Origin of the sequence: Sphaerotilus sp., assembly GCF_031429695.1 — a bacterium.
In the GTDB taxonomy this organism is placed as follows: Bacteria; Pseudomonadota; Gammaproteobacteria; order Burkholderiales; family Burkholderiaceae_C; genus Sphaerotilus.
Map to the genome: position 1 here is coordinate 1 of NZ_JANPAB010000089.1, position 19,016 is coordinate 19,016.

A 19,016-nucleotide genomic window follows, 5' to 3' on the forward strand; every position below is an offset into this window, starting at 1 on the left:
CTCCGCCAAGTTTTTCATTCAGTTTTAGGGTCACCCCTGTTGACTCCTTCGTCTAGAGGCCTAGGACACGACCCTTTCACGGTCGTTACAGGGGTTCGAATCCCCTAGGAGTCGCCAAGTTTCGATGGTTTGCACCACTGCGGAGTGGTAGTTCAGTTGGTTAGAATACCGGCCTGTCACGCCGGGGGTCGCGGGTTCGAGTCCCGTCCACTCCGCCAAATTGGTTTTAGAAATGCCCGTTCATTCATGGTGAACGGGCATTTTGTTTTTGTACTGCCATTCTTCTGCTGCCTACAATGCGCGGGTTTCTATCGAACCAGGATTTCTCTTTATGCAAGTGATCGCTTCTGCCTTCAAGGCCTATGACATCCGCGGCATCGTCGGGCAGGCGCTGGACGTCGAATTTGCGGAGCACTTGGGCCGGGCTTTTGGCACCGAGGCGCAGGCCTTGGGCGAGCGTGCGGTGGCAGTTGGCCGTGACGGCCGCGTGTCCGGTCCGGATCTGAGCGCCGCCCTGATGCGTGGCTTGGCGTCGACCGGCCTGGACGTGATCGATCTGGGCGCGGTGACCACGCCGATGCTGTACTACGTGGCCGCGACCCGTGGCGACATCGGTTGCCGCAGCGGCATCCAAGTGACCGGCAGCCACAACCCCAAGGACTACAACGGCTTCAAGATGGTGCTTGGCGGCGTGGCCATCTATGGCGACACGATCCAAGGCCTGCGCATTCGCATGGAGTCCGAGACCTACAGCACGGCATCCGCGCTGGGCCGCATCTCCACGCTCGACATCCTGCCCGAGTACACCGCCCGCATCATCGGCGACTGCAAGCTGGCGCGGCCCATGAAGATCGTCGTGGACTCTGGCAACGGCATTCCCGGTGCGTCGTCTCCCGGCATCCTCAAGGCACTGGGCTGCGAAGTGGTCGAGCTGTACAGCCGTGTGGACGGTGACTTCCCGAACCACCACCCGGACCCCTCGAAGCTGGAAAACCTTGCCGATCTGATCAAGGTTGTCCACGCCACCGATTTCGAACTCGGGCTGGCTTTCGACGGCGACGGCGATCGGTTGGGCCTGGTGACCAAGGACGGCGAAATCATCTTTCCAGATCGCCAGATGCTGCTGTTCGCGCAGGACATCCTGACGCGCAACCCCAACGGCCTGATCATTTACGACGTGAAGTGCTCGCAGCGCCTGCCGGTGGGCATTCGTGCTGCTGGCGGTGTGCCGATGATGTGGAAAACCGGCCATTCGCTGATGAAGGCCAAGCTGCGCGAAACCGGCGCACCGCTGGCCGGCGAGATGAGTGGCCACATCTTCTTCGGTGAGCGCTGGTACGGCTTTGATGACGCGATGTACACCGCGGGGCGTCTGCTGGAGATCCTGTCGCGCTTCGACGATCCGAGCGCGGTGCTCAAGGCGCTGCCGACCAGCTTCAGCACGCCCGAGCTGAACGTCGCCGTGCCCGCTGGCAACCAGCATGCGATCGTGGACCAGCTCATCGCGCAAGCCGACTTTCCTGGCGCCGAGATCGGCACCATCGACGGACTGCGTGGCGACTATCCCGACGGTTTCGGCCTGATCCGTGCGTCCAACACCACGCCAGTGCTGGTGCTGCGTTTCGAGGGCCACACCGCCGAGGCACTGGCGCGCATCGAGCACGACTTCATGGCTGCGCTGCGCAAGGTGATGCCGGAAGCCCAGGTTCAGACGTCTGCGCACTGACGGCGGGCGGTTCCGGTTGAACGTGCGGCGTGTCCTGATCGTCAAGCTTTCGTCCCTGGGCGATGTGATCCATGCGATGCCGGTGGTCGCGGACCTGTGTGCGGCACTGCCGGGTGTGTGCGTCGATTGGGTGGTCGAACCCGGTTTTGCGCCGCTGGTGCGCCGGGTCGAAGGGATCGGCGAGGTGATCGACTGCGCCCAGCGGCGCTGGCGCAAGCGTTGGTGGACGTCGGACGTGCGGCGCGAGAAGCACGCTTTCCGTGCGCGGTTGCAGCAGCATTGCTATGACGCCGTGCTCGATCTGCAGGGCTTGACCAAGTCTGCCCTGGTGGCTCGACAGGCGTTGATGGTTCCGGGCGGGCTGCGCTACGCACTGGGCAACCGCACGGATGGCTCGGGCTGGGAGGCGCCGACACGCTGGCTGGCCGACCGTGCGATCACGCTGGAGCCGCACATTCACGTTGTTGATCGTTCTCGGCACATGGCAGCCGAGGCGCTGGGCTATGCCGTGAGCGGACCGCCGCGGTTCGGTCTGCGCGCTGCGGGGGAACCACCGCCGCAGTCCCGCACGCTGGTGTTCGTGCATGGCACCTCCCGTGACGACAAGCTCTGGCCCGAGGCGCACTGGATTGCGTTCGGTCGGTCACTGGTGCAGCGTGGCTGGCGCATTGCCATGCCGCAGGCCAGTGAAGAAGAGGCCCGGCGCGCCGAGCGGATCGCCACAGGCATCGGCCCCGCGTCCTGCGACCTCTGGCCGCGCATGGGGCTGGATGCGCTAGTCGATCAGATGGGCGCTGCGCAAGGGGTCGTGGGCGTGGACAGCGGGTTGTCGCACCTCGCAGTGGCGCTCGATCTGCCGCATGTGCAGCTCTACAACTTTCCGACCGCCTGGCGGACCGGTCCGATGCCCGCGCATGGCCACGCGCACCAGGTGAGTGTCGGTGGTGCCGATGTGCCTGCGCTGGACGCTGTCGCGTCGGCTTGGCAGACCGTGGCGCACGCACGCGGAGTGGCCCCTTGACGCTGACGCTGAAGCAACGGCTGGCGCTCGGCGCTTACGGATGGTTCATGCGCTTGCTGGTGCCCTTGCTGCTGCTGCGGCTGTGGCGGCGGGCGCGGCGCGAGCCGCTCTACGGGACCGCGATGTCCGAACGGCTCGGTTACGCGCCGATGACGGCACCGGGCGCGGTCTGGTTGCACGCGGTGTCACTCGGTGAAACGCGGGCCGCTGAACCGCTGGTGCGTGCCTTGCGCATGCTGTGGCCGGATGTCCGCCTGCTGCTGACCCACGGGACGGCCACCGGGCGTGCTGCAGGCGAATTGCTGCTTCAGGCGGGGGACTTTCAGTGCTGGGTGCCGCTGGACACGCCAAGTGCGGTGCAGCGGTTTTTTCGCCGACACCGGCCCGTCATGGGGATTCTGATGGAGACCGAGGTCTGGCCGCAGCTGCTGCACGAGGCGCAGCGGGCAGGGGTGCCTGTGGTGCTGGCGAATGCGCGGCTGTCCGACAAGAGTCTGCGCCAGTCGCTGCGATTTGATGCGTTGCTGCGGCCTGCCGCTGCGTCGCTGGCACAGGCATTGGCGCAGACGGAGGCCGACGCGCAGCGGTTGCGACAGGCAGGCGTTACCGATGTGCAGGTCATGGGCAACATCAAGTTCGATCAGCGTCCCTCGCCCGAACTGCTGGCTGCGGGGGAAAGCTGGAGTGCAGGCCTGTCGCGCCCCGTGGTGCTGGCGGCCAGTTGGCGTGAGGGCGAGGATGCGCCGCTGCTAGCGGCCTGGCGCGCGTTGCTGGACCGCCGAGCGGCTGACGCTGCTGCGCAGCCGCAGCCGCTGTTGTTGCTGGTGCCGCGCCATCCGCAGCGGTTCGACGAAGTGGCCCGGCTGGTGGCCGATGCCGGACTGACGCTGGTGCGGCGCAGCGCCTGGGGTGCTGGTGGTCCGGGTACGCTGGCGCGGCAGGCGCAGGTCTGGCTGGGGGATTCGATGGGCGAGATGCCGGCCTACTACGCCTGCGCCCAAGCTGCGCTGCTGGGCGGCAGTTTTGCGCCACTGGGTGGGCAGAACCTGATCGAGGCAGCGGCGTGTGCCTGCCCGGTGTTCCTGGGGCCACACACCTTCAACTTTGCCCAGGCCGCCGACGGCGCGGTTGCTGCGGGCGCTGCATGGCGGTGTGCGGATCTGGATGCGGCAGTGTCCGCGGCGTGTGCGCTGGTGGAATGCAGCGATGCGCGGGCCGCCGCCTCCGCCGCGGCCCTGGCCTATGCCGGGCAGGACCAGGGTGCGGCGGTGCGCATGGCCGAGGCCATGCGCCGGTTCATTTTCCCGACAGCAGCGCGTTGACGGCGTCGATGTCGCCCGCGGCCAGCACGCCCGCGGCTTGCCGCAGTTTCAGGCTGTTGACCAGCACGTCGTAGCGCGCCTTGGCCAGATCGCGCTGGGTCGAGAACAGCTGGGTCTGCGAGTTCAGCACGTCCAGATTGACCCGCACGCCGACCTTGTAGCCGAGCTTGGTCGCGTCCAGCGCGAGCTTGCTCGACGCTTCGGCCGCTTCGAGCGCCTTGACCTGCGCACTGCCAGACTGCACGCCGAAGTAGACCTGCCGGGTGGCCTGCGCGACCGCCCGGCGGGCGGCTTCCAGCTCGTTGCGCGACTTCTCTTCGAGCGACACGGCCTCGCGGACCTGGTTTTCGATCGCATTGCCGGTGTAGAGCGGCACCTTCAGAACCACGCCCACCGAGTGGTTGATCGAGGTGCCCACGCCACCGGACGAACTCGCGCCGGAGCCGCGGTTGTAGGCGCCGCCGAGCTGGCCCTGCAGATCCACTGTGGGCGAGCGCACCGCGTCGGTGCGCTGGGTTTCGAGCTTGGCGATGTCGTAGGCCAGGCGGGCCTTGCGCACCGACGGACTGCCTTCGGAACGGTCCACCCAGGCATCCACTGGCTCGGTCTGCACCGGCAAGGTCACGGGCATGGACAGTCCATTTGGCTGCAGACCCTGCCGCCCGACGATCTGGTCCAGCGCCAGGCGGCGGGTGCGCACGTCGTTGTCCGCGGCGATTTCCTGCGCGGTGGCCAGGTCGAATCTGGCCTGGGCTTCGCGGGTGTCGGTGATGGTGGCGGTGCCGACCTCGAAATTGCGCTTGGCAGAGGCGAGCTGTTCGCTGATCGCCGTCTTGGAGGCGCGGGCGGTGGACAGCGTGTCCTGGGCCGCCAGCACATCGAAGTAGGCCTGTGCGACCCGGACAGCCAGATCCTGCTCCGCGTTGGCGAGGTCCGCCTGCGCGATGTCCAATGCCTTGCGGGCCTTGTCGATGGTGAAGCCGTTGGGGCGGTTGTACAGCGGCTGCACGGCCACCAGACCGAGCGAGCCGGTCGTTGTCGATCGGGTGCCGAAGAGCGGCGTATCGGTGCCGCTTTGCGTGGCACCGGCCTGCAGATTGACCGTCGGGCGTGTCAGCGCATCGGCTTGCGCGGCCTTGTAGCGGCTGGACTCCGCAGCGGCGCGGGACGCCAGATAGGTTGCGTCGTAGGCCTTGGCCGCCTCGTAAACCTCCTTGAGGTTCTCGGCTGACGCTGGCGCGGACAGGCTTGTCAGGACAGCGGCAGCCATGGTCAGCAAGCCGAACGACAAGGGGGTTTTCAACACGGGCATGGACGTTTCCTCGAACTAGAACGGGAACTCACGGGAACTCAGGAGCAAGGATGGGCTGATTCCGGTCGATTCCGGCCAACCGTGCTGGAATTTGCGGCATCGGGATCGTGACCGATGCCGCACCGACTCGAAGTGGCTGCATGGCCGGGTGTCCGTGGTCAGCGTCAGAACTTGAAGGACGAGGGCTGGGCGAAGCCTTCGAGGCGCGGTGCCACGGTGTCGAACAGCACTTCGGTCGTGAAGTCGCGGTCGCTCAGACGGCGCACACGCAGGGCGCGCATCATCGGCTCGTTGCCAGTCACCGCAACCAGACGACCGCCGATCTTGAGCTGCTGCAGCAGCGCCTGCGGGATCTCGGCCACCGAGCCGGACAGCACGATCACGTCCCACGGACCGCGGGTCGCATCACCGTTGGCACCATCGCCCTGGCGCACCTCGACATTCATCACGGCGGCGTGGCGCAGGTTCTCGCGGGCCATCGCGGCGAGTTCGGGGCGCTTCTCGTAGGTCACGACCTGCTGGGCCTTGTGCGCCATCAGCGCGGCCATGAAACCCGAGCCGGTGCCGATCTCCAGCGCCTTCTCGTGGCGGTGCAGCTCCAGCTCCTGCAGCAGGCGGGCTTCCAGCCGCGGTGCCAGCATCACCTGTCCGCCGGGCAGCGGAATCTCCAGGTCCGTGAACGCGATGCTGCGGTGGGCGGCCGGCACGAAATCTTCGCGCTTGACGACGGCCAGCAGGGACAGCACCGACTGATCCAGCACGTCCCACGGGCGGATCTGCTGCTCGATCATGTTGAAACGGGCCTGTTCGACATTCATCTTGATTTCCTCGGGATCATGCGCAACGAAACCTGCCATTTTAGGAGCGGGCTGTGTCGGCGATCTGACGATCTGGTGCAAATCGGCGACGCAGCCATGCGCTCAGGTCATCCAGGTAGCAATAAATGACCGGCACGACCACCAGCGTCAGCACCGACGAGGTGATCACGCCGCCGATGACCGCCTGCCCCATTGGCGCGCGCTGCTCCGAGCCTTCCGACAGCGCAAATGCGAGCGGCACCATGCCGAAAATCATCGCCAGCGTCGTCATCAGGATCGGGCGCAACCGCACCCTGGCCGCCAGCAGCAGGGCGCGTTCCCGGTCGAGCGGTTGGCCGGTGACCTCGCCAGCGCGGGCGCGGATGGCGAAGTCGAGCAGCAGGATCGCGTTCTTGGTCACCAGCCCCATCAGCATCACGACGCCGATGACCGAGAACAGGTTCATCGTCGAGCGGAAGGCCAGCAGCGTCAGCACCACGCCGACCAGCGTCATCGGCAGCGAACTCATCAGCGCGATCGGCTGCAGGAAACTGCGGAACTGCGAGGCCAGGATCATGTAGATGAAGACCATGCCCATCGCCAGCGCCGACACCGCGTAGGCGAAGCTCTCCGCCATGTCCTTGGTCGAGCCGCCGAAACGCCAGCCCACGCCCGGCGGCAGTGGCTGCGAGTCCAGCACGCGGCGGATGTCAACGGAGACCTCACCGGGTGAGCGGCCGTAGACGTTGGCGTTCAGCTCGACCTCGCGCAGCAGGTCGCGGCGGTTGATCTGGTTGGCGGTGCTGTCGGCACGCACGTCGGCGACCTGGCCCAGGCGAACGATGCGGGGACTGCCGTCGGCGTTGCTGCCCGCCAGCAAGGGCAGGGCCTGCAGATCACGGGTGTCGTCACGGGCCTCGGGTGCCAGACGGACCTTCACGTCGATGTTCAGGTCGTCGCTGGCGCGCCAGTTGCCCACCGTCTGGCCGGCCACCAGAGTGCGCAGGCTGCTGGTGATGCTGCCCACGCTCAGCCCCAGGTCAGCCGCCACGTCCCGGCGCACGTCGATCGCCACCGTCGGCTGGTTCGGCTTGGCGCTGGTGTCCAGATCGACCAGACCGGGGATGGCGCGCAGCCGCTCGGCGATGACCATGCTCTGGCGCTGCAGCTCGGCCAGATCGCTGCCCTGGAGGGAGAGCTGCAAGGGCTTGTTGCCCCCCACCGCATCCAGCAGGCCGACGTGCGTCACGGTGATGCCTGGGATGCGCGCGAGCCGTTCGCGCAGCGGGCCGGTGAGCTGGTCCTGGTTGAGTGCACGGTCTTTGCGATCGACGAGGCGGATGAAGATCTGCGCGTAGATCTTGCCCTGTGCCTGCCCGGTGTTGATCGTTGTCAGTGTGTACCGCACCTCGGGCCGCTCGCGGATGATGGCTTCGACCTCGCGCGCCTTGGCCTCCGTGACCTCCAGCGAGGAGCCGACCGGGGTGTTGAAGCTGACGAAGGTCTCCGAGTAGTCCGCTTTGGGCACGAACTCCGAGCCGAGCAGCTTCACCAGCCCGAGGCTCGCGACCAGGGTCGCCAGCGCGATGCCGATGGTGGCCAGCTTGTGCCGCAGCGACCACCGCAGGGCGGACTGGTACACCTCGCCCAGACCGTGCGAAAAGCGATCGACGGCGTGCGTGACGCGGCCGAGCGTGTGGTCATAGAACGTGCGTGGCTGGAAGGGCGCACCTTCGGTGTGGATGGCGGGGTCGTGCCAGATGGAGCTGAGCATCGGGTCGAGCGTGAAGCTCACGAACATCGAGATCAGCACGGCGGCCACGATGGTGATGCCGAACTCGTGGAAGAACTTGCCGATGATGCCGCCCATGAAACCGATCGGCAGGAACACCGCGACGATCGACAGCGTGGTCGCCAGCACGGCCAGGCCGATTTCCATGGTGCCGTCGAGTGCGGCGTCGTGCGCCGACTTGCCCATCTGGACGTGGCGCACGATGTTCTCGCGCACGACGATGGCATCGTCGATCAGCAGGCCCACGCACAGGCTCAGCGCCATCATCGTGATGATGTTGATCGAGAAGCCGAAGAGCTGCATGAACAGGAAGGTGCCGATGAGCGCGATCGGCAGGGTCAGGCCGGTGATGACGGTGGAGCGCCAGGAGTTCAGGAACAGGAAGACGATGAGGATGGTCAGCGCCGCGCCTTCGAGCAGGGTGCGGCGCACGTTGTTGACCGAGACGCGGATCGGCCGGGCGCTGTCGCGCACCACGTTGATCTCGACGCCGGCGGGCACTTCGCCCGCGGCCTGCACCGCGGCGAGCGCGTGGTTCAGCCCGTCCACCACGTCGATGGTGTTTTCGCCCTGGGATTTCTGCACTTCCAGCGCGAGCGTGCGCTGGCCGTTGTAGAGCGCAAGGGTGTCGATTTCCTGGGGCCCATCGACGACGCGGGCTACCTGGCCCAGGCGGATCAGGCTGGTGCCGCGGCGGGCGACGACGAGTTGTGCGAAGTCCTCCGGCCGCTGCACCCGGCCGCGGATCTGCACCACCCGTTCGCTGTCCACCGAACGCAGCGTGCCGGCCGGCAAATCCTGGTTCTCGGTCTTGACGGCGGCGATGACCTGGTCCGCGCTGACGCCCATCGCTTCCAGTCGCTGCGGATCGAGGTAGAGGTTGATCTCGCGCCGCACCGCGCCGACCAGCGCGACCGAGCCGACGCCGCGTGCGTTCTCCAGCCGCTTGCGCAAGATCTGGTCCGCCCAGGTGGAGAGCTGGACCGCATTGACCTTGGCGGGATCCGTGGCCTTGACCGAGATGGTCCAGATGGGGCGACTCGACGGATCGAAGCGCTGGACCTTGGGCTCCTTCACTTCTTCGCGCAATTGGGGCTTGAGGATGGCGAGCTTTTCTCGCACATCGTCGGCAACTTTGCGGCCGTCCAGGTCCAGGTTGAACTGGACGATGACCACCGAGGTGCCCGAGTAACTGCGCGAATAGAGCTGGCTGATGCCGGCGATGGAGTTCAGCGCTTCCTCGACCTTGCGCGTGACCTCGGTCTCGACGATTTCGGCCGAGGCGCCGGGGTAGTCGAGGCTGACCACCACGGTCGGGAATTCGATGTTGGGGAACTGATCGACCTTGAGCCGCTGGTAGGAGAACAGGCCCAGCACGACCAGCGCGAGCATGGCCATGGTGGCCATGACGGGGTTGGTGATGGAAACGCGGGTGAACCACATGGCGGGCGGCTCCGCTCAGCGCGCTGCGACGACCAGCCGGGCGGGTGTGTTGTCGCGCACGGTGCCGAGGCTGCCGCGCAGCACACGGTCGCCCTCGCGCAAGCCGTCGGTGATCTCGATCGACTCGACCCGATCCACCAGCCCGCGGCCGCCGGTCTTCACCGTGCGCCGGCGCAGTGCCTGTCCGTCGAGCACCACCACGTAGGGCAGGGCGTCGTCCAGCCGCACCGCCGACAGCGGCAGGCTCAGCACGCGACGCTGCTCCAACGCGACCGTGCCACGCGCGAACAGCCCGACGCGCAGGCCCGGCACCGGCTGCACGCTCAGGTAGACCAGCACTGCGCGGGTGCCGGCCTGCGTGGTCGGGTTCAGGCGTGCGACCTGGGCGCGGATCGGGTCGGGCAGCCCTTCGACCACCAGCTCGGCGGTGGCGCCAGGGCGCAGCAGGCCGGCGTCTGCCGCGGGCAGGGCGGCCTCCAGCTCCAGCCGGCTCAGGTCGATCACCTCCAGCACGCGGGCGTCCACGGCGACGCGCTCGCCCGGCTGGGCCAGCCGCTGCGACACGGCGCCGTTGATCGGCGACTTGAGCACGGTGTCGGCCTGCGCCTTGCGGGCCAGCTCGGCGGTGGCCAGCGCGGCTTGCAGGCTGGCTTGCGCGGCGGCGTGGTTGGCGACCGAGGTGTCGAGCGCCGTGGCGGAGATGTAGCCCTGCGCGACCAGCGCGCGGTTGTTGTCGAGCTGGCGCCGGGCGATGTCGACCTGGGCGCGGGCGGCTTCGGCCTGCTGCGCGGCCTGGTGTACCCGGAGCACGAACTCGGTGGCGTCGATCTCGCCGACGACCTGCCCGGCGCGCACCGTGTCGCCTTCGCGCGGCCCCAGGCTGCGCAGCTCGCCAGCCACCTTCGCCTTGACGACGGCGGTGCTGACGGCTTTGACGCTGCCCGACAGCGCCACCGTGCGCGCGAGATCGGCCACGCTGGCGACCACGAGATCGCTGTCGCGCAGGTCCAGCGCGGCAGGTGCAGAGGCCGCCGCCGCGGGCGTCTGGGCAGTGGCGGCCGTCTCGGCACGTCGGCTCTGCACCAACCGCGTCCCGAGCACCACGGCAGCGACGACCAGCATGGCGAGTGCAATCTTGACAGGGCGGTTCATGGCGTGACTTGGGTGCTTGAGGGGTTGGTGGACGACGCGCCCAGGGGGACGGCCGAGGTCGGGACACACAGGCCACCCAGCAGCAGATCAATGTGCTGCCGGATGAACAGGCGTGGCTCCACCATTGCGTCGGGCGCACCGCAGGCGTTGCACGCTCCCAGCGAATGCTTGTGGACACACAGCATCACCATGGGCAGCACCAGCGACTGCACCACGCTGTTCACCGGCACCGGGCGGAACTCGCCCCGGTCGATGCCGCGCTGCACCACGCTGCCGATCAGGTTCTGGCCGGGCTCCACCACCTCGCGGAAGTAGAACTCCGCGATCTCGGGGAAGTTGCGCACCTCGGTGATGATGAGCTTGAAGACGCCCGAAGCGTCGCTGTCGAAAACGTTCTCCCACCAGGTGGACAGCACGTTGCGCAGCAGCTCGGCGCAACTGCCCCGGTGCTCCGCCACTTGGCGCGCGCCCTCGGCGATCTGGCTGGACAGGCGCTGCGCGATGACCGCCTTGAGCAGCTCTTCCTTGCTGGCGTAGTACAGGTAGAGCGTGCCCTTGGAGACCCCCGCGCGGGTCGCCACCTCGTCGGCGCGGGTGGCCGCAAAGCCCTTTTCCACGAACAGGCTCAGGGCCGCGTCCAGCAGCTCTTGCGGACGTTCGGCCTTGCGGCGCTGGTGGGTCGCGGGCATGGAGGACTCGGGGCTGGTGGTCAAGGTGAAAGAATCCAGTTAAGTGACTAACCGGTCAGTAATGTAGTCGCACTCGGCGAGCGGGGTCAATCGGTGTCGGGCTGGAGACATGACTCCATAGAATGGCCTGCATGACCAGACCCAGGAGTACCGCGATGGCGTTCGAATTGTCCCCCGCCGATGGCCGCTTGACACCGGGCGGGCGGCGTCAACTGTTGTGCCGTGGTGCAGGAGTTGCACTGCTGGGTGTGTGTGGCGTGTCCGGTGTGGGGTCGCTGCTGTCGGGCTGCGCATCGACCGGGCCGCGGGAATTCACGCTGAGCGAACGCCAGATCCTGGTCACGCTCGCTGAACGTTTTCCGGCCAACCGCCGGGTGCTGGAGATCTTTGACGTGCGGCTGGCTTCGCCAAAGTTGAAGCTGCTGCCGGCGGAAGACCGGTTGATGCTGGGCTTCGACCTGGGTGTGCAGGAGCGCATGCTGACCTCGCGCACCTTCAAGGGCAACCTGATGTTCAGCAGCGGACTGCGCTTCGACACGGGCGATTCGACGGTCCGCCTTGCCCGGGTGCGCCGGGAAAACATCGCCATCGACGGTCTGCCGAGTCTGCTGGCCTCGAACGTCAACCGCTGGGGCGGCCTGCTCGCCGAAGACCTTCTGGAAGGGGCGGTTGTGCACAAGGTCGAGCAGTCGGCGATCGACCAGGCCGCCCGGATGGGCTTGCGACCAGGTGCGCTCAAGGTGACGGAGGGCGGCGTCATGGTGACGCTGGAGCCCATTCGCGCCCAGGGCGCCTGAGGGATGGCGCGCCGCCGCGTCAAGCTCTCGCCCTTGCTGGCCTCGACGCGGCGGTTGACCGCCGCGGCCGGAAAGGTTGTCCAGCGCGCAGTGCGCAAGGCCGTGAAACAGAGTGTCCAGCAGGCGGTCAAACAGGCCGGCCTGCAAGCCCATGCACCACCCCGGACCGGTGACTGGTCGATGGGGCTCGTCTTCGGTCCGGCTGGCGCGAGGCGTTACTGGCTCTACCTGCCGCCGGGATTGCGAGCGGGTGCGCCGCTGCCCTTGCTGGTGATGCTGCACGGCTGTAACCAGAATGCCGAGGGCTTTGCTGCCCTGACACGCATGAACCGACTCGCGGCGAAGCAGGGCTTTGCGGTGCTCTACCCGGAGCAGGACCGGATGGCGAATCCGCAGGGCTGCTGGAACTGGTACGGCACCCGCTCCCACCTGGCCGATGCCGAAGTGGCCACGCTGCTGCTGGCGCTGGACCAGGTGCTGCACCGGCATCCGCTGGACGGAGCGCGGGTGGCGGTTGCTGGGCTGTCGGCCGGTGCGAGCATGGCGGCCCTGCTGGCGGCCCGGGCGGCAGACCGGTTCGTGGCGGTGGTGATGCATTCGGGCGTACCGCCCGGCTCGGCCGACTCGTCGTTGTCGGCTTTGCGCGCCATGTTCGGGCGGGCGGCGCCGGATGCGCCGGGGGCTGCCTCTGTGCACTGGCCTCCGCTGCTGGTGCTGCACGGTACAGCGGATGGTGTGGTGTCGTCCAACAACGGTGTGGCGGCTGCGGCGTTGTGGGCGGATGCGCTGGGGGCCCGCGCGGCCGCGGAACGCAGCGTGCAACGTGGTCAGCGGCGGGCGATGCACATCACTGACTACCGGGTGGGGCGAAAGGTGGTGGTGAGTTTGTCACTGGTGGCGGGCATGGGCCACGCGTGGAGCGGCGGTACAAAGACACTGCCGTTCAGTGATCCGACCGGGCCGGACGCTTCGGCGCTGATCTGGGCCTTCGTGCGGCGCCAGTTTCCTCGCTCAACAGGCGGTCTGTCAGCGCCGGTCCGTGCTGGGACGTTAAGCAGATCTGTTTGACCACGACGGCGCCGCTGTGCGCTGCGACCGCCATGACAACGACCAAGGTGATTTTTCCGGTGCGGCGCGCACTGGGCATGATGGTGCTGGTGCTCGGCACCGGGCTGGCCGGCTGTGTGGTGGCGCCGTATCCACGGCACGGAGGCTACGAGGACGGAGGCGTTGTCGTGGTGGAGCCGCCCCCTGTGCGCATCGAGCGGCCCGGTCCGCCGCCAGCCGTCGGCTACTTGTGGATTGATGGATTCTGGAACTGGTCGGGAGGACGCCATGTCTGGATGCCCGGGCACTGGGAGTCCCGCCGACCGGGGCAGCGCTGGGAACCGCACCGCTGGGAACGTGGTCAGCGAGGCTGGGAGCAGCGCGGCGGCGAGTGGCGTCGGCACTGAAGCGATCGCTGCGGGCAAAAAAAACCGGCCATGAATGGCCGGTTTTTCATTCCTTGGCGGTTTGTACCGCCGGGATCGGGTCAGCGCTCAGCGCGGACCGTTGCTGCGCGGACGCATGGCCGGGCGGCCAGCACCGAAACCGCTGCGCGGGGCGCCGCGGTCATTGTCGAAACGCGGCGCACCACGGTCGTTATCGAAACGCGGGGCATCGCCACCACGTGGGCCGTCGAAGCGGCTGTCTGGACGCGGACCGTCGTGACGCGGAGCGCCATAGCCGGGGTTCGCACCACGGTAGCCACCACCAGGCGCGCCACGGCCCGGAGCCCCACGGAACGGCGGACGACCACCTTCGCGCATCGGACCACGGTTCGGACTCATTTCCGGCGCCGGACGGGTCGGCTCCAGGCCTTCGATGATTCCAATCGGGATGGCGCGGGTCGTGAACTGCTGGATGCGGCGGATCATCGACACGTCACGGCGCTCGGCCAGCGTGATGGCGCGACCGGTGCGGCCGGCACGGCCGGTACGGCCGATGCGGTGCACGTAGTCCTCGGCCTTCATCGGCAGACCGTAGTTGATGACGTGGCTGATGGTCGGCACGTCGATACCGCGGGCAGCGACGTCGGTGGCCACCAGGATGCGCAGCTCACCGCGGCGCAGGGCCATCAGCGTGCGGGTGCGGCGGCCTTGCGGCATGCCACCGTGCAGCGGCGCCACGGCGTGGCCGAGGTCGTACAGGCGAGCGGCAAGGTCATCCGCGTCACGCTGCGTGCTGGTGAAGATCACCGCTTGCTGCATCTCCTTGTCGGTCAGGATGTGCTCCAGCAGCGCGGACTTGTGGTCCAGGCTGTCGGCCCACAGGAGCTGCTGCTCGATGCTGGCGTGGTTGTCGGTGTGGTTGGCGATCTCGATGCGCTGGGCGCTGTCCTTGAGGATCTGGTCGGCCAGACGGCCCACTTGACCCGCGAAGGTAGCGCTGACCATGACAGTCTGGCGCTCGGCGGGCAGCGACTCGGCGATGCGCTCGATGTCTTCGATGAAGCCCATGTCCAGCATCCGGTCGGCTTCGTCGAGCACCAGCAGCTCGACTTGGCCGAGGATGGCCTTGCCGCTGTCGAGGTGGTCGATCAGGCGACCCGGGGTGGCGATCAGCAGGTCGAGCTGACCGCGCAGCGCAGCCAACTGGGCGCCGTAGGGCACGCCGCCGACGACAGTGGCGACGCGAAGGCCCTGAACGTGGCGACCGTAGGTCATCGCGGCCTTGGATACTTGCAGCGCGAGTTCGCGGGTCGGGGTCAGGATCAGGACACGGGGGCCCTTGTTCGGCTGGTAGCCCTTGATGCCACGGGCAGCAGCGTCGGCACGGGCGGCCAGCACACGTTCCAGGGCGGGCAGCACGAAGGCGGCAGTCTTGCCGCTGCCAGTGTTGGAGCAGACACGCAGGTCGGAGCCTGCGAGGGCGGCGGGAATGGTGCGGGCTTGGACTTCAGTCGGGGTCTCGTAACCGGAATCGGTCAGGGACTTCAGCAGGACTTCGTTCAGGCCAAGGGTATCAAAGCTCATGGGTTCTCATCTGGCACCATCGATGGGCGCCGTTCAGGCTAGCGCAGTCAGCACAAGACGTGCGACAACGCAATGGCGGGCCAGCGTCCATGGGGCGTCATCCGTCAACGCGCCACGCTCGCAGCTTCAAAGGGGTGGAGAAAAAGCCCGCCCGGGTCGAACAGCATCGCCGCCGACCGCGCCTGCAGCCCCGCAGAACCGAAAAGGTCTGCCGGAGGGATGAGGGGAAAGAGGAAGGTCAGAGGGGATGAACGAAACAGCTGTGCCTGTTGTCGTTGCTGCCATGCGAAGGTACCTTGGGTACGTCGCGGCAGTTGCGTCAGAGACAGCAGCTGCGATTGTAGCGTATTCCCGGAGTTGATGTTGCGCTGCATCATCAAAAAGCGCCCAGAAAGAGACATGGGTGTAACCGCCGCTGGCTAGGATGGCTGCTCCTCGATCCCTCGCCTTGAAAGTTCAACCATGCATGTCCGCCCCTGCCGTGTCGCCCTGATCGCCCACGACGGCAAGAAGAACGAGATGGTGGCATTGGCCACGGAATTCCGCAGCCTGCTGGCTGGCTGCACGCTGTGCGCGACCGGAACAACGGGTGCTCGCCTTCAGGCCGAGGTGGGCTTGGCCGTGGAGCGACTGCTGAGCGGCCCGATGGGTGGCGACTTGCAGATTGGTGCCCGCCTGGCGGTCGGAGGGATCGACGTGGTCATCTTTCTGCGCGACCCGATGACCCCTCAACCGCACGAACCCGACATCAACGCCCTTGTGCGGGCGAGTGATGTGCATGACGTGCCCTGCGCCACCAACGTGAGCACGGCACGTCTGCTGCTGCGGCAACTGGCCATGCAGTTGGCCGCAGCGGAGCCTGATCAGCCCTGAACCACCTTGTGGTATGCGGCGGGCACTGGCCAGCCAGCGTCCTGGCAGACCTTGATGATGGCTTCGTTGGTGTCGAAATAGACCTGCCAGTAGTTGTCCGTGTGCGTGTAAGGGCGCACCGAGATCACAGGGCCTTCGAGCTTGAAGTCGAGCAGGTTCACTTCCGGTGCCGGGCTGGCGACGACGTTCGGGATCTGGGCAACCGCCGCCTTCAGGCGGGCGATGGCGTCCAGTGCATCGACACCCTGGGCGAGTTGCGCGGTGCGCTCGACGCGGCGCGAAGGCAGCGCGGAGAAATTTTGCACCGTGTCGCCGAAGACTTTGCCGTTGCCAACCAGGGTCATCACATTGTCCGGGGTGATGATCGTGGTGGCGAACAGGCCCAGTTCGTGGACCGTGCCGGTCATGCCGCCGATGCTCACGAAGTCGCCGACCTTGAAGGGGCGCAGCACCAGCATGAAGGCACCCGCCGCGAAGTTGCCGAGCATGCCGCTCCAGGCCGCACCGATGGCCACGCCTGCGCCAGCCAGCATGGCGGCGAATGAGGTCGTCTGAATGCCAAAGTAGCCCAGGATGCCCAGGACCAACGTGATGTTCAGCGCGATCGTGATGATCGAGCCGAGGTACTTGGTCAGCGTCGGGTCGATCGAGTTGCGGTTCATTCCCGCCTGGATCAGTCCCACTACCTTGCCGATCAGCCACCGGCCCACGATCCAGAAGGCGAGCGCCGCCAGGATCTTGATGCCCAGGTCCAGAGCAGTCGTGCTCAGGAAGTTCTGGATCGATTGCATGTCCATCGCGGAAGTCCTCAGTCGCTAAGTGCAAAATTGCACGGCACAACTGTGAAGGAATTCCGGAATTAAAGCTACCTTCTTTAGTCGGAGATATCGCCTATCAGCGTGAGCAGTTGTGGGCGATCGAGGCTTCGCGCGGCGCCGAAGCCCGCTACGTGCCGGGCCTGCAGCGGGCGCAGGCGCACCCAGCGGAAATCGGGCAACTGCGTGAGCATTTCGGCGCCCGGGTGCCGGGCCAGGTAGATGGCCGCAGCTTGGTGAGCGCTGTCTGTGCCGGGGGCCGGCCATGAGGCTTCAGCCTCCAGGCTGACCCGCGACAAGGCATGCACGTTCTCGGCCGTGTCTTCACGCTCGGTGACCAACAGGCTGGCGCGGGCATGGACGTGCAACTGCTGGGTGTGTGCAGCCAGGCCGCTGATCAGCAGCACGCAATCACCGGTGTGCGAGTCGATGGCGTAGGGCACCATCGACAGGGAGACCTCGCCCTGCTTGTCGAGCGTGCCCAGCGTTGCTGTCAGTCGCCCAAGCAGCAAGGCTTTCAGCGCCGAGTCCAGACGGGACAGCGGAGTGCTGCTCGTCCGATCGGCCGATGCAGCGGTCTCGGCCACAATTCAGCTGGCTTGCTGAATACCAGCGATGGCCCAGTTGCGGCTGCGGTCGCTCGGCTGGACCAGGTGCCAGACCTCGTCGAACGGAGCGGCCTGTGCGCCGGCTTCCTCGCGGATCAGACCGGTGTAGCGCACGCTGACGACGTCGCGTTGGGCTTCGCGGTCGAAGTCGATGATCTCGGCCCGGACCTCGACCACGTCGGTTTCCTGTGCGCGGCTGCCACGGTCCTGCAGATCCGCGCGGATGCTGGCAAACATCTCCGGCGTGGTGAATTCGCGCAGGTCGTTCAGGTCGCTGCGGTCATTGGCGGCCTGCATGCGGATGAAGATCATCCGGGCGATGCGCTCGAAGCCGGGGCGGTCGAAATCCGCCGGGAGGCTGGCCGCAGACGGCACCGAACCGGCCGGGGAGAAGCTGGCGGCAGCGCTGCCGGGGGCGCCTGTGTTGACCGTGCCGGGCCAGCTCACGCTGTGCGCCGAGCGCTGTACGGGCGCGTCGGTTTGCGTTGACGGGGTGCCGAAGCCGGCACCCGTTCCCGTACTTGCACCCGCCATGGCAGGACGCTGGCCGCCCCCGGCGGAGCGGCGCTTGAACCACGCAAAAGCGGCAAATGCGGCCATGACCAGCAAAGCCACCATCAGCATGTTGCCGAACGCTTCACCCATGCCGAAATGGCTCATCAGGGCGGCAATGCCGAGACCAGCAGCCAGACCGGCGAGCGGGCCCATCCATGAACGCTTGCCCGCGGCAGCGGCGGCGCCCGTCGCGGCAGCACCGGCCATCGGTGCGGTCGGCGCGGCCTGCTGCGGGGTTTGCGCCGGCGCGTTCTGCGCCGGCGTGCTCTTGGAAGGAAGGCTGCGTTGCAGGCCGGAAGACCCACCGCCGCCCAGGCGCTTGGCCTCGGAAAGTGCGGGAGCCAGGGCCGTGCTCAGCGCGAGCACACACACCGCGGTACGCCAGAATCGGTTCATCTTGTCCTCTAGGGTGGGGGAGAAAGGGTCAGGCATTGTCATGGCGTGAGACTGCGTGACCGTTGGAAAGTTCCGGCAGTCCCGCTCGAACCCGTTCAGGCTCAGAGCGCGGGGGCGTGGACCCGGATGCGCGTGTGTGCAGCGGCGACGGTGACGACCTGTCCCGGGCGGATCTTGCAAGTCTTGCGGGATTCAGGCTGCCCGTCGACTTGGACACCGCCATCGGCCACCAGCGTCTTGGCCGCTCCACCGCTGTGGGCGACCGCGGTGGCCTTGAGCAGGGCGTCGAGGGGAATGAATTCGCCGCGCAGTTCGAAATCGATCAGGTTCATGGACCTGATCCTACGTCAATCCCCGCGTCAATCGACGACGCGCACCACCGAGGGTTTGCCCGCCGGATCGACCGACTCACCGCGGGCGCGGCGCTCGGCATAGTCGCGGATCGCCGCCGGCAGGCGCTTGATCAGCCAGCGCATGGCCAGCGGGATCAGCACCAGGTCATCGACCACGCCGATCACCGGAATCACGTCCGGAATCAGGTCGATCGGCGAGAGCAGGTAGGCGACCATGCCGATCGCGCCGGCCTTGAGCCAGCGCGGTGATTGCGGGTGCTGCAGCGCATACCAGAGCACCCGCGCATCCACCTTCACCAGGGTCCACACCACCGCGATACGTTTCCACATGATTCACCTCCGGGACGG

Annotated in this window: 19 protein-coding genes and 2 tRNA genes; 9 read left to right on the plus strand and 12 right to left on the minus strand. The window is 67.0% G+C overall.

Translation table 11 applies throughout. From position 1 onward, the window contains the following. The first annotated feature begins 41 nt into the window (after positions 1–41). The 5 genes from RMP06_RS17185 to RMP06_RS17205 all read left to right on the plus strand — a co-directional run bounded on the left by RMP06_RS17185 (position 42) and on the right by RMP06_RS17205 (position 4,069). A tRNA-Glu gene (locus RMP06_RS17185) sits at positions 42–117 on the plus strand. Between the two features lie 24 nt (positions 118–141). Then, positions 142–218: transfer RNA gene (locus RMP06_RS17190), tRNA-Asp, on the plus strand. A gap of 113 nt (positions 219–331) precedes the next feature. Next, the gene (locus RMP06_RS17195; protein ID WP_310463017.1) at positions 332–1,726 is read left to right on the plus strand and encodes a phosphomannomutase/phosphoglucomutase; all 1,395 of its coding nucleotides are present in this window, start codon (positions 332–334) and stop codon (positions 1,724–1,726) included. A 22-nt stretch (positions 1,727–1,748) separates the two neighbouring features. Further along, positions 1,749–2,747 carry a lipopolysaccharide heptosyltransferase I gene (waaC, locus tag RMP06_RS17200; RefSeq protein WP_310463048.1) on the plus strand — a complete coding sequence of 333 codons (999 nt, stop codon included), beginning with the start codon at positions 1,749–1,751 and terminating at the stop codon, positions 2,745–2,747. 2 nt (positions 2,748–2,749) lie between these two features. After that, positions 2,750–4,069, plus strand: coding sequence for a 3-deoxy-D-manno-octulosonic acid transferase (locus RMP06_RS17205; RefSeq protein ID WP_409050193.1), 1,320 nt, complete (start codon positions 2,750–2,752; stop codon positions 4,067–4,069). Here the strand turns inward: RMP06_RS17205 and RMP06_RS17210 are convergent. The 5 genes from RMP06_RS17210 to RMP06_RS17230 all read right to left on the minus strand — a co-directional run bounded on the left by RMP06_RS17210 (position 4,044) and on the right by RMP06_RS17230 (position 11,278). Further along, the gene (locus RMP06_RS17210) at positions 4,044–5,381 is read right to left on the minus strand and encodes a TolC family outer membrane protein (protein WP_310463019.1); all 1,338 of its coding nucleotides are present in this window, start codon (positions 5,379–5,381) and stop codon (positions 4,044–4,046) included. The genes RMP06_RS17205 and RMP06_RS17210 overlap by 26 nt on opposite strands. Positions 5,382–5,545: 164 nt before the next feature. Beyond that, the gene (locus RMP06_RS17215; protein WP_310463020.1) at positions 5,546–6,199 is read right to left on the minus strand and encodes a protein-L-isoaspartate O-methyltransferase family protein; all 654 of its coding nucleotides are present in this window, start codon (positions 6,197–6,199) and stop codon (positions 5,546–5,548) included. Positions 6,200–6,239: 40 nt separating this feature from the next. After that, positions 6,240–9,413: an efflux RND transporter permease subunit gene (locus tag RMP06_RS17220; protein WP_310463021.1), complete on the minus strand. Its 3,174-nt coding sequence runs from the start codon at positions 9,411–9,413 to the stop codon at positions 6,240–6,242. 15 nt (positions 9,414–9,428) lie between these two features. Continuing rightward, positions 9,429–10,565, minus strand: coding sequence for an efflux RND transporter periplasmic adaptor subunit (locus RMP06_RS17225; protein WP_310463022.1), 1,137 nt, complete (start codon positions 10,563–10,565; stop codon positions 9,429–9,431). Next, entirely contained in the window at positions 10,562–11,278 is a 717-nt protein-coding gene (locus tag RMP06_RS17230) for a TetR/AcrR family transcriptional regulator (protein ID WP_310463023.1), read from the minus strand. Before RMP06_RS17230 ends, RMP06_RS17225 begins: the two co-directional genes overlap by 4 nt. A gap of 131 nt (positions 11,279–11,409) precedes the next feature. Here RMP06_RS17230 and RMP06_RS17235 point away from each other — a divergent pair, with 131 nt between their 5' ends. The 3 genes from RMP06_RS17235 to RMP06_RS17245 are packed head-to-tail and all read left to right on the plus strand — an operon-like array spanning position 11,410 to position 13,505. Then, entirely contained in the window at positions 11,410–12,051 is a 642-nt protein-coding gene (locus RMP06_RS17235) for a hypothetical protein (RefSeq protein ID WP_310463024.1), read from the plus strand. Between the two features lie 3 nt (positions 12,052–12,054). Further along, entirely contained in the window at positions 12,055–13,119 is a 1,065-nt protein-coding gene (locus tag RMP06_RS17240) for an extracellular catalytic domain type 1 short-chain-length polyhydroxyalkanoate depolymerase (RefSeq protein WP_310463025.1), read from the plus strand. Between the two features lie 32 nt (positions 13,120–13,151). Beyond that, positions 13,152–13,505: a hypothetical protein gene (locus tag RMP06_RS17245; RefSeq protein WP_310463026.1), complete on the plus strand. Its 354-nt coding sequence runs from the start codon at positions 13,152–13,154 to the stop codon at positions 13,503–13,505. A gap of 87 nt (positions 13,506–13,592) precedes the next feature. Here RMP06_RS17245 and RMP06_RS17250 read toward each other — a convergent pair whose 3' ends face one another. Then, positions 13,593–15,068 carry a DEAD/DEAH box helicase gene (locus RMP06_RS17250; RefSeq protein WP_310463027.1) on the minus strand — a complete coding sequence of 492 codons (1,476 nt, stop codon included), beginning with the start codon at positions 15,066–15,068 and terminating at the stop codon, positions 13,593–13,595. 104 nt (positions 15,069–15,172) lie between these two features. After that, positions 15,173–15,469, minus strand: coding sequence for a hypothetical protein (locus RMP06_RS17255; protein ID WP_310463028.1), 297 nt, complete (start codon positions 15,467–15,469; stop codon positions 15,173–15,175). Between the two features lie 61 nt (positions 15,470–15,530). On the opposite strand from RMP06_RS17255, the gene RMP06_RS17260 reads away from it, so the two are divergent. Further along, positions 15,531–15,941 (plus strand): methylglyoxal synthase, encoded by a 411-nt coding sequence (locus RMP06_RS17260; RefSeq protein WP_310463029.1) that lies wholly within the window; start codon positions 15,531–15,533, stop codon positions 15,939–15,941. Here the strand turns inward: RMP06_RS17260 and RMP06_RS17265 are convergent. The 5 genes from RMP06_RS17265 to RMP06_RS17285 all read right to left on the minus strand — a co-directional run bounded on the left by RMP06_RS17265 (position 15,932) and on the right by RMP06_RS17285 (position 18,998). Further along, positions 15,932–16,738: a mechanosensitive ion channel family protein gene (locus RMP06_RS17265; RefSeq protein ID WP_310463030.1), complete on the minus strand. Its 807-nt coding sequence runs from the start codon at positions 16,736–16,738 to the stop codon at positions 15,932–15,934. The two genes, RMP06_RS17260 and RMP06_RS17265, sit on opposite strands and share 10 nt — an antisense overlap. A 77-nt stretch (positions 16,739–16,815) precedes the next feature. After that, entirely contained in the window at positions 16,816–17,343 is a 528-nt protein-coding gene (locus RMP06_RS17270; RefSeq protein WP_310463031.1) for a HugZ family pyridoxamine 5'-phosphate oxidase, read from the minus strand. A gap of 3 nt (positions 17,344–17,346) precedes the next feature. After that, positions 17,347–18,315 carry a Tim44 domain-containing protein gene (locus RMP06_RS17275; protein WP_310463032.1) on the minus strand — a complete coding sequence of 323 codons (969 nt, stop codon included), beginning with the start codon at positions 18,313–18,315 and terminating at the stop codon, positions 17,347–17,349. A 101-nt stretch (positions 18,316–18,416) separates the two neighbouring features. Next, the gene (locus tag RMP06_RS17280; protein WP_310463033.1) at positions 18,417–18,647 is read right to left on the minus strand and encodes an RNA-binding S4 domain-containing protein; all 231 of its coding nucleotides are present in this window, start codon (positions 18,645–18,647) and stop codon (positions 18,417–18,419) included. 27 nt (positions 18,648–18,674) lie between these two features. Next, positions 18,675–18,998 carry a YkvA family protein gene (locus RMP06_RS17285; RefSeq protein WP_310463034.1) on the minus strand — a complete coding sequence of 108 codons (324 nt, stop codon included), beginning with the start codon at positions 18,996–18,998 and terminating at the stop codon, positions 18,675–18,677. Between the last annotated feature and the right edge of the window lie 18 nt (positions 18,999–19,016).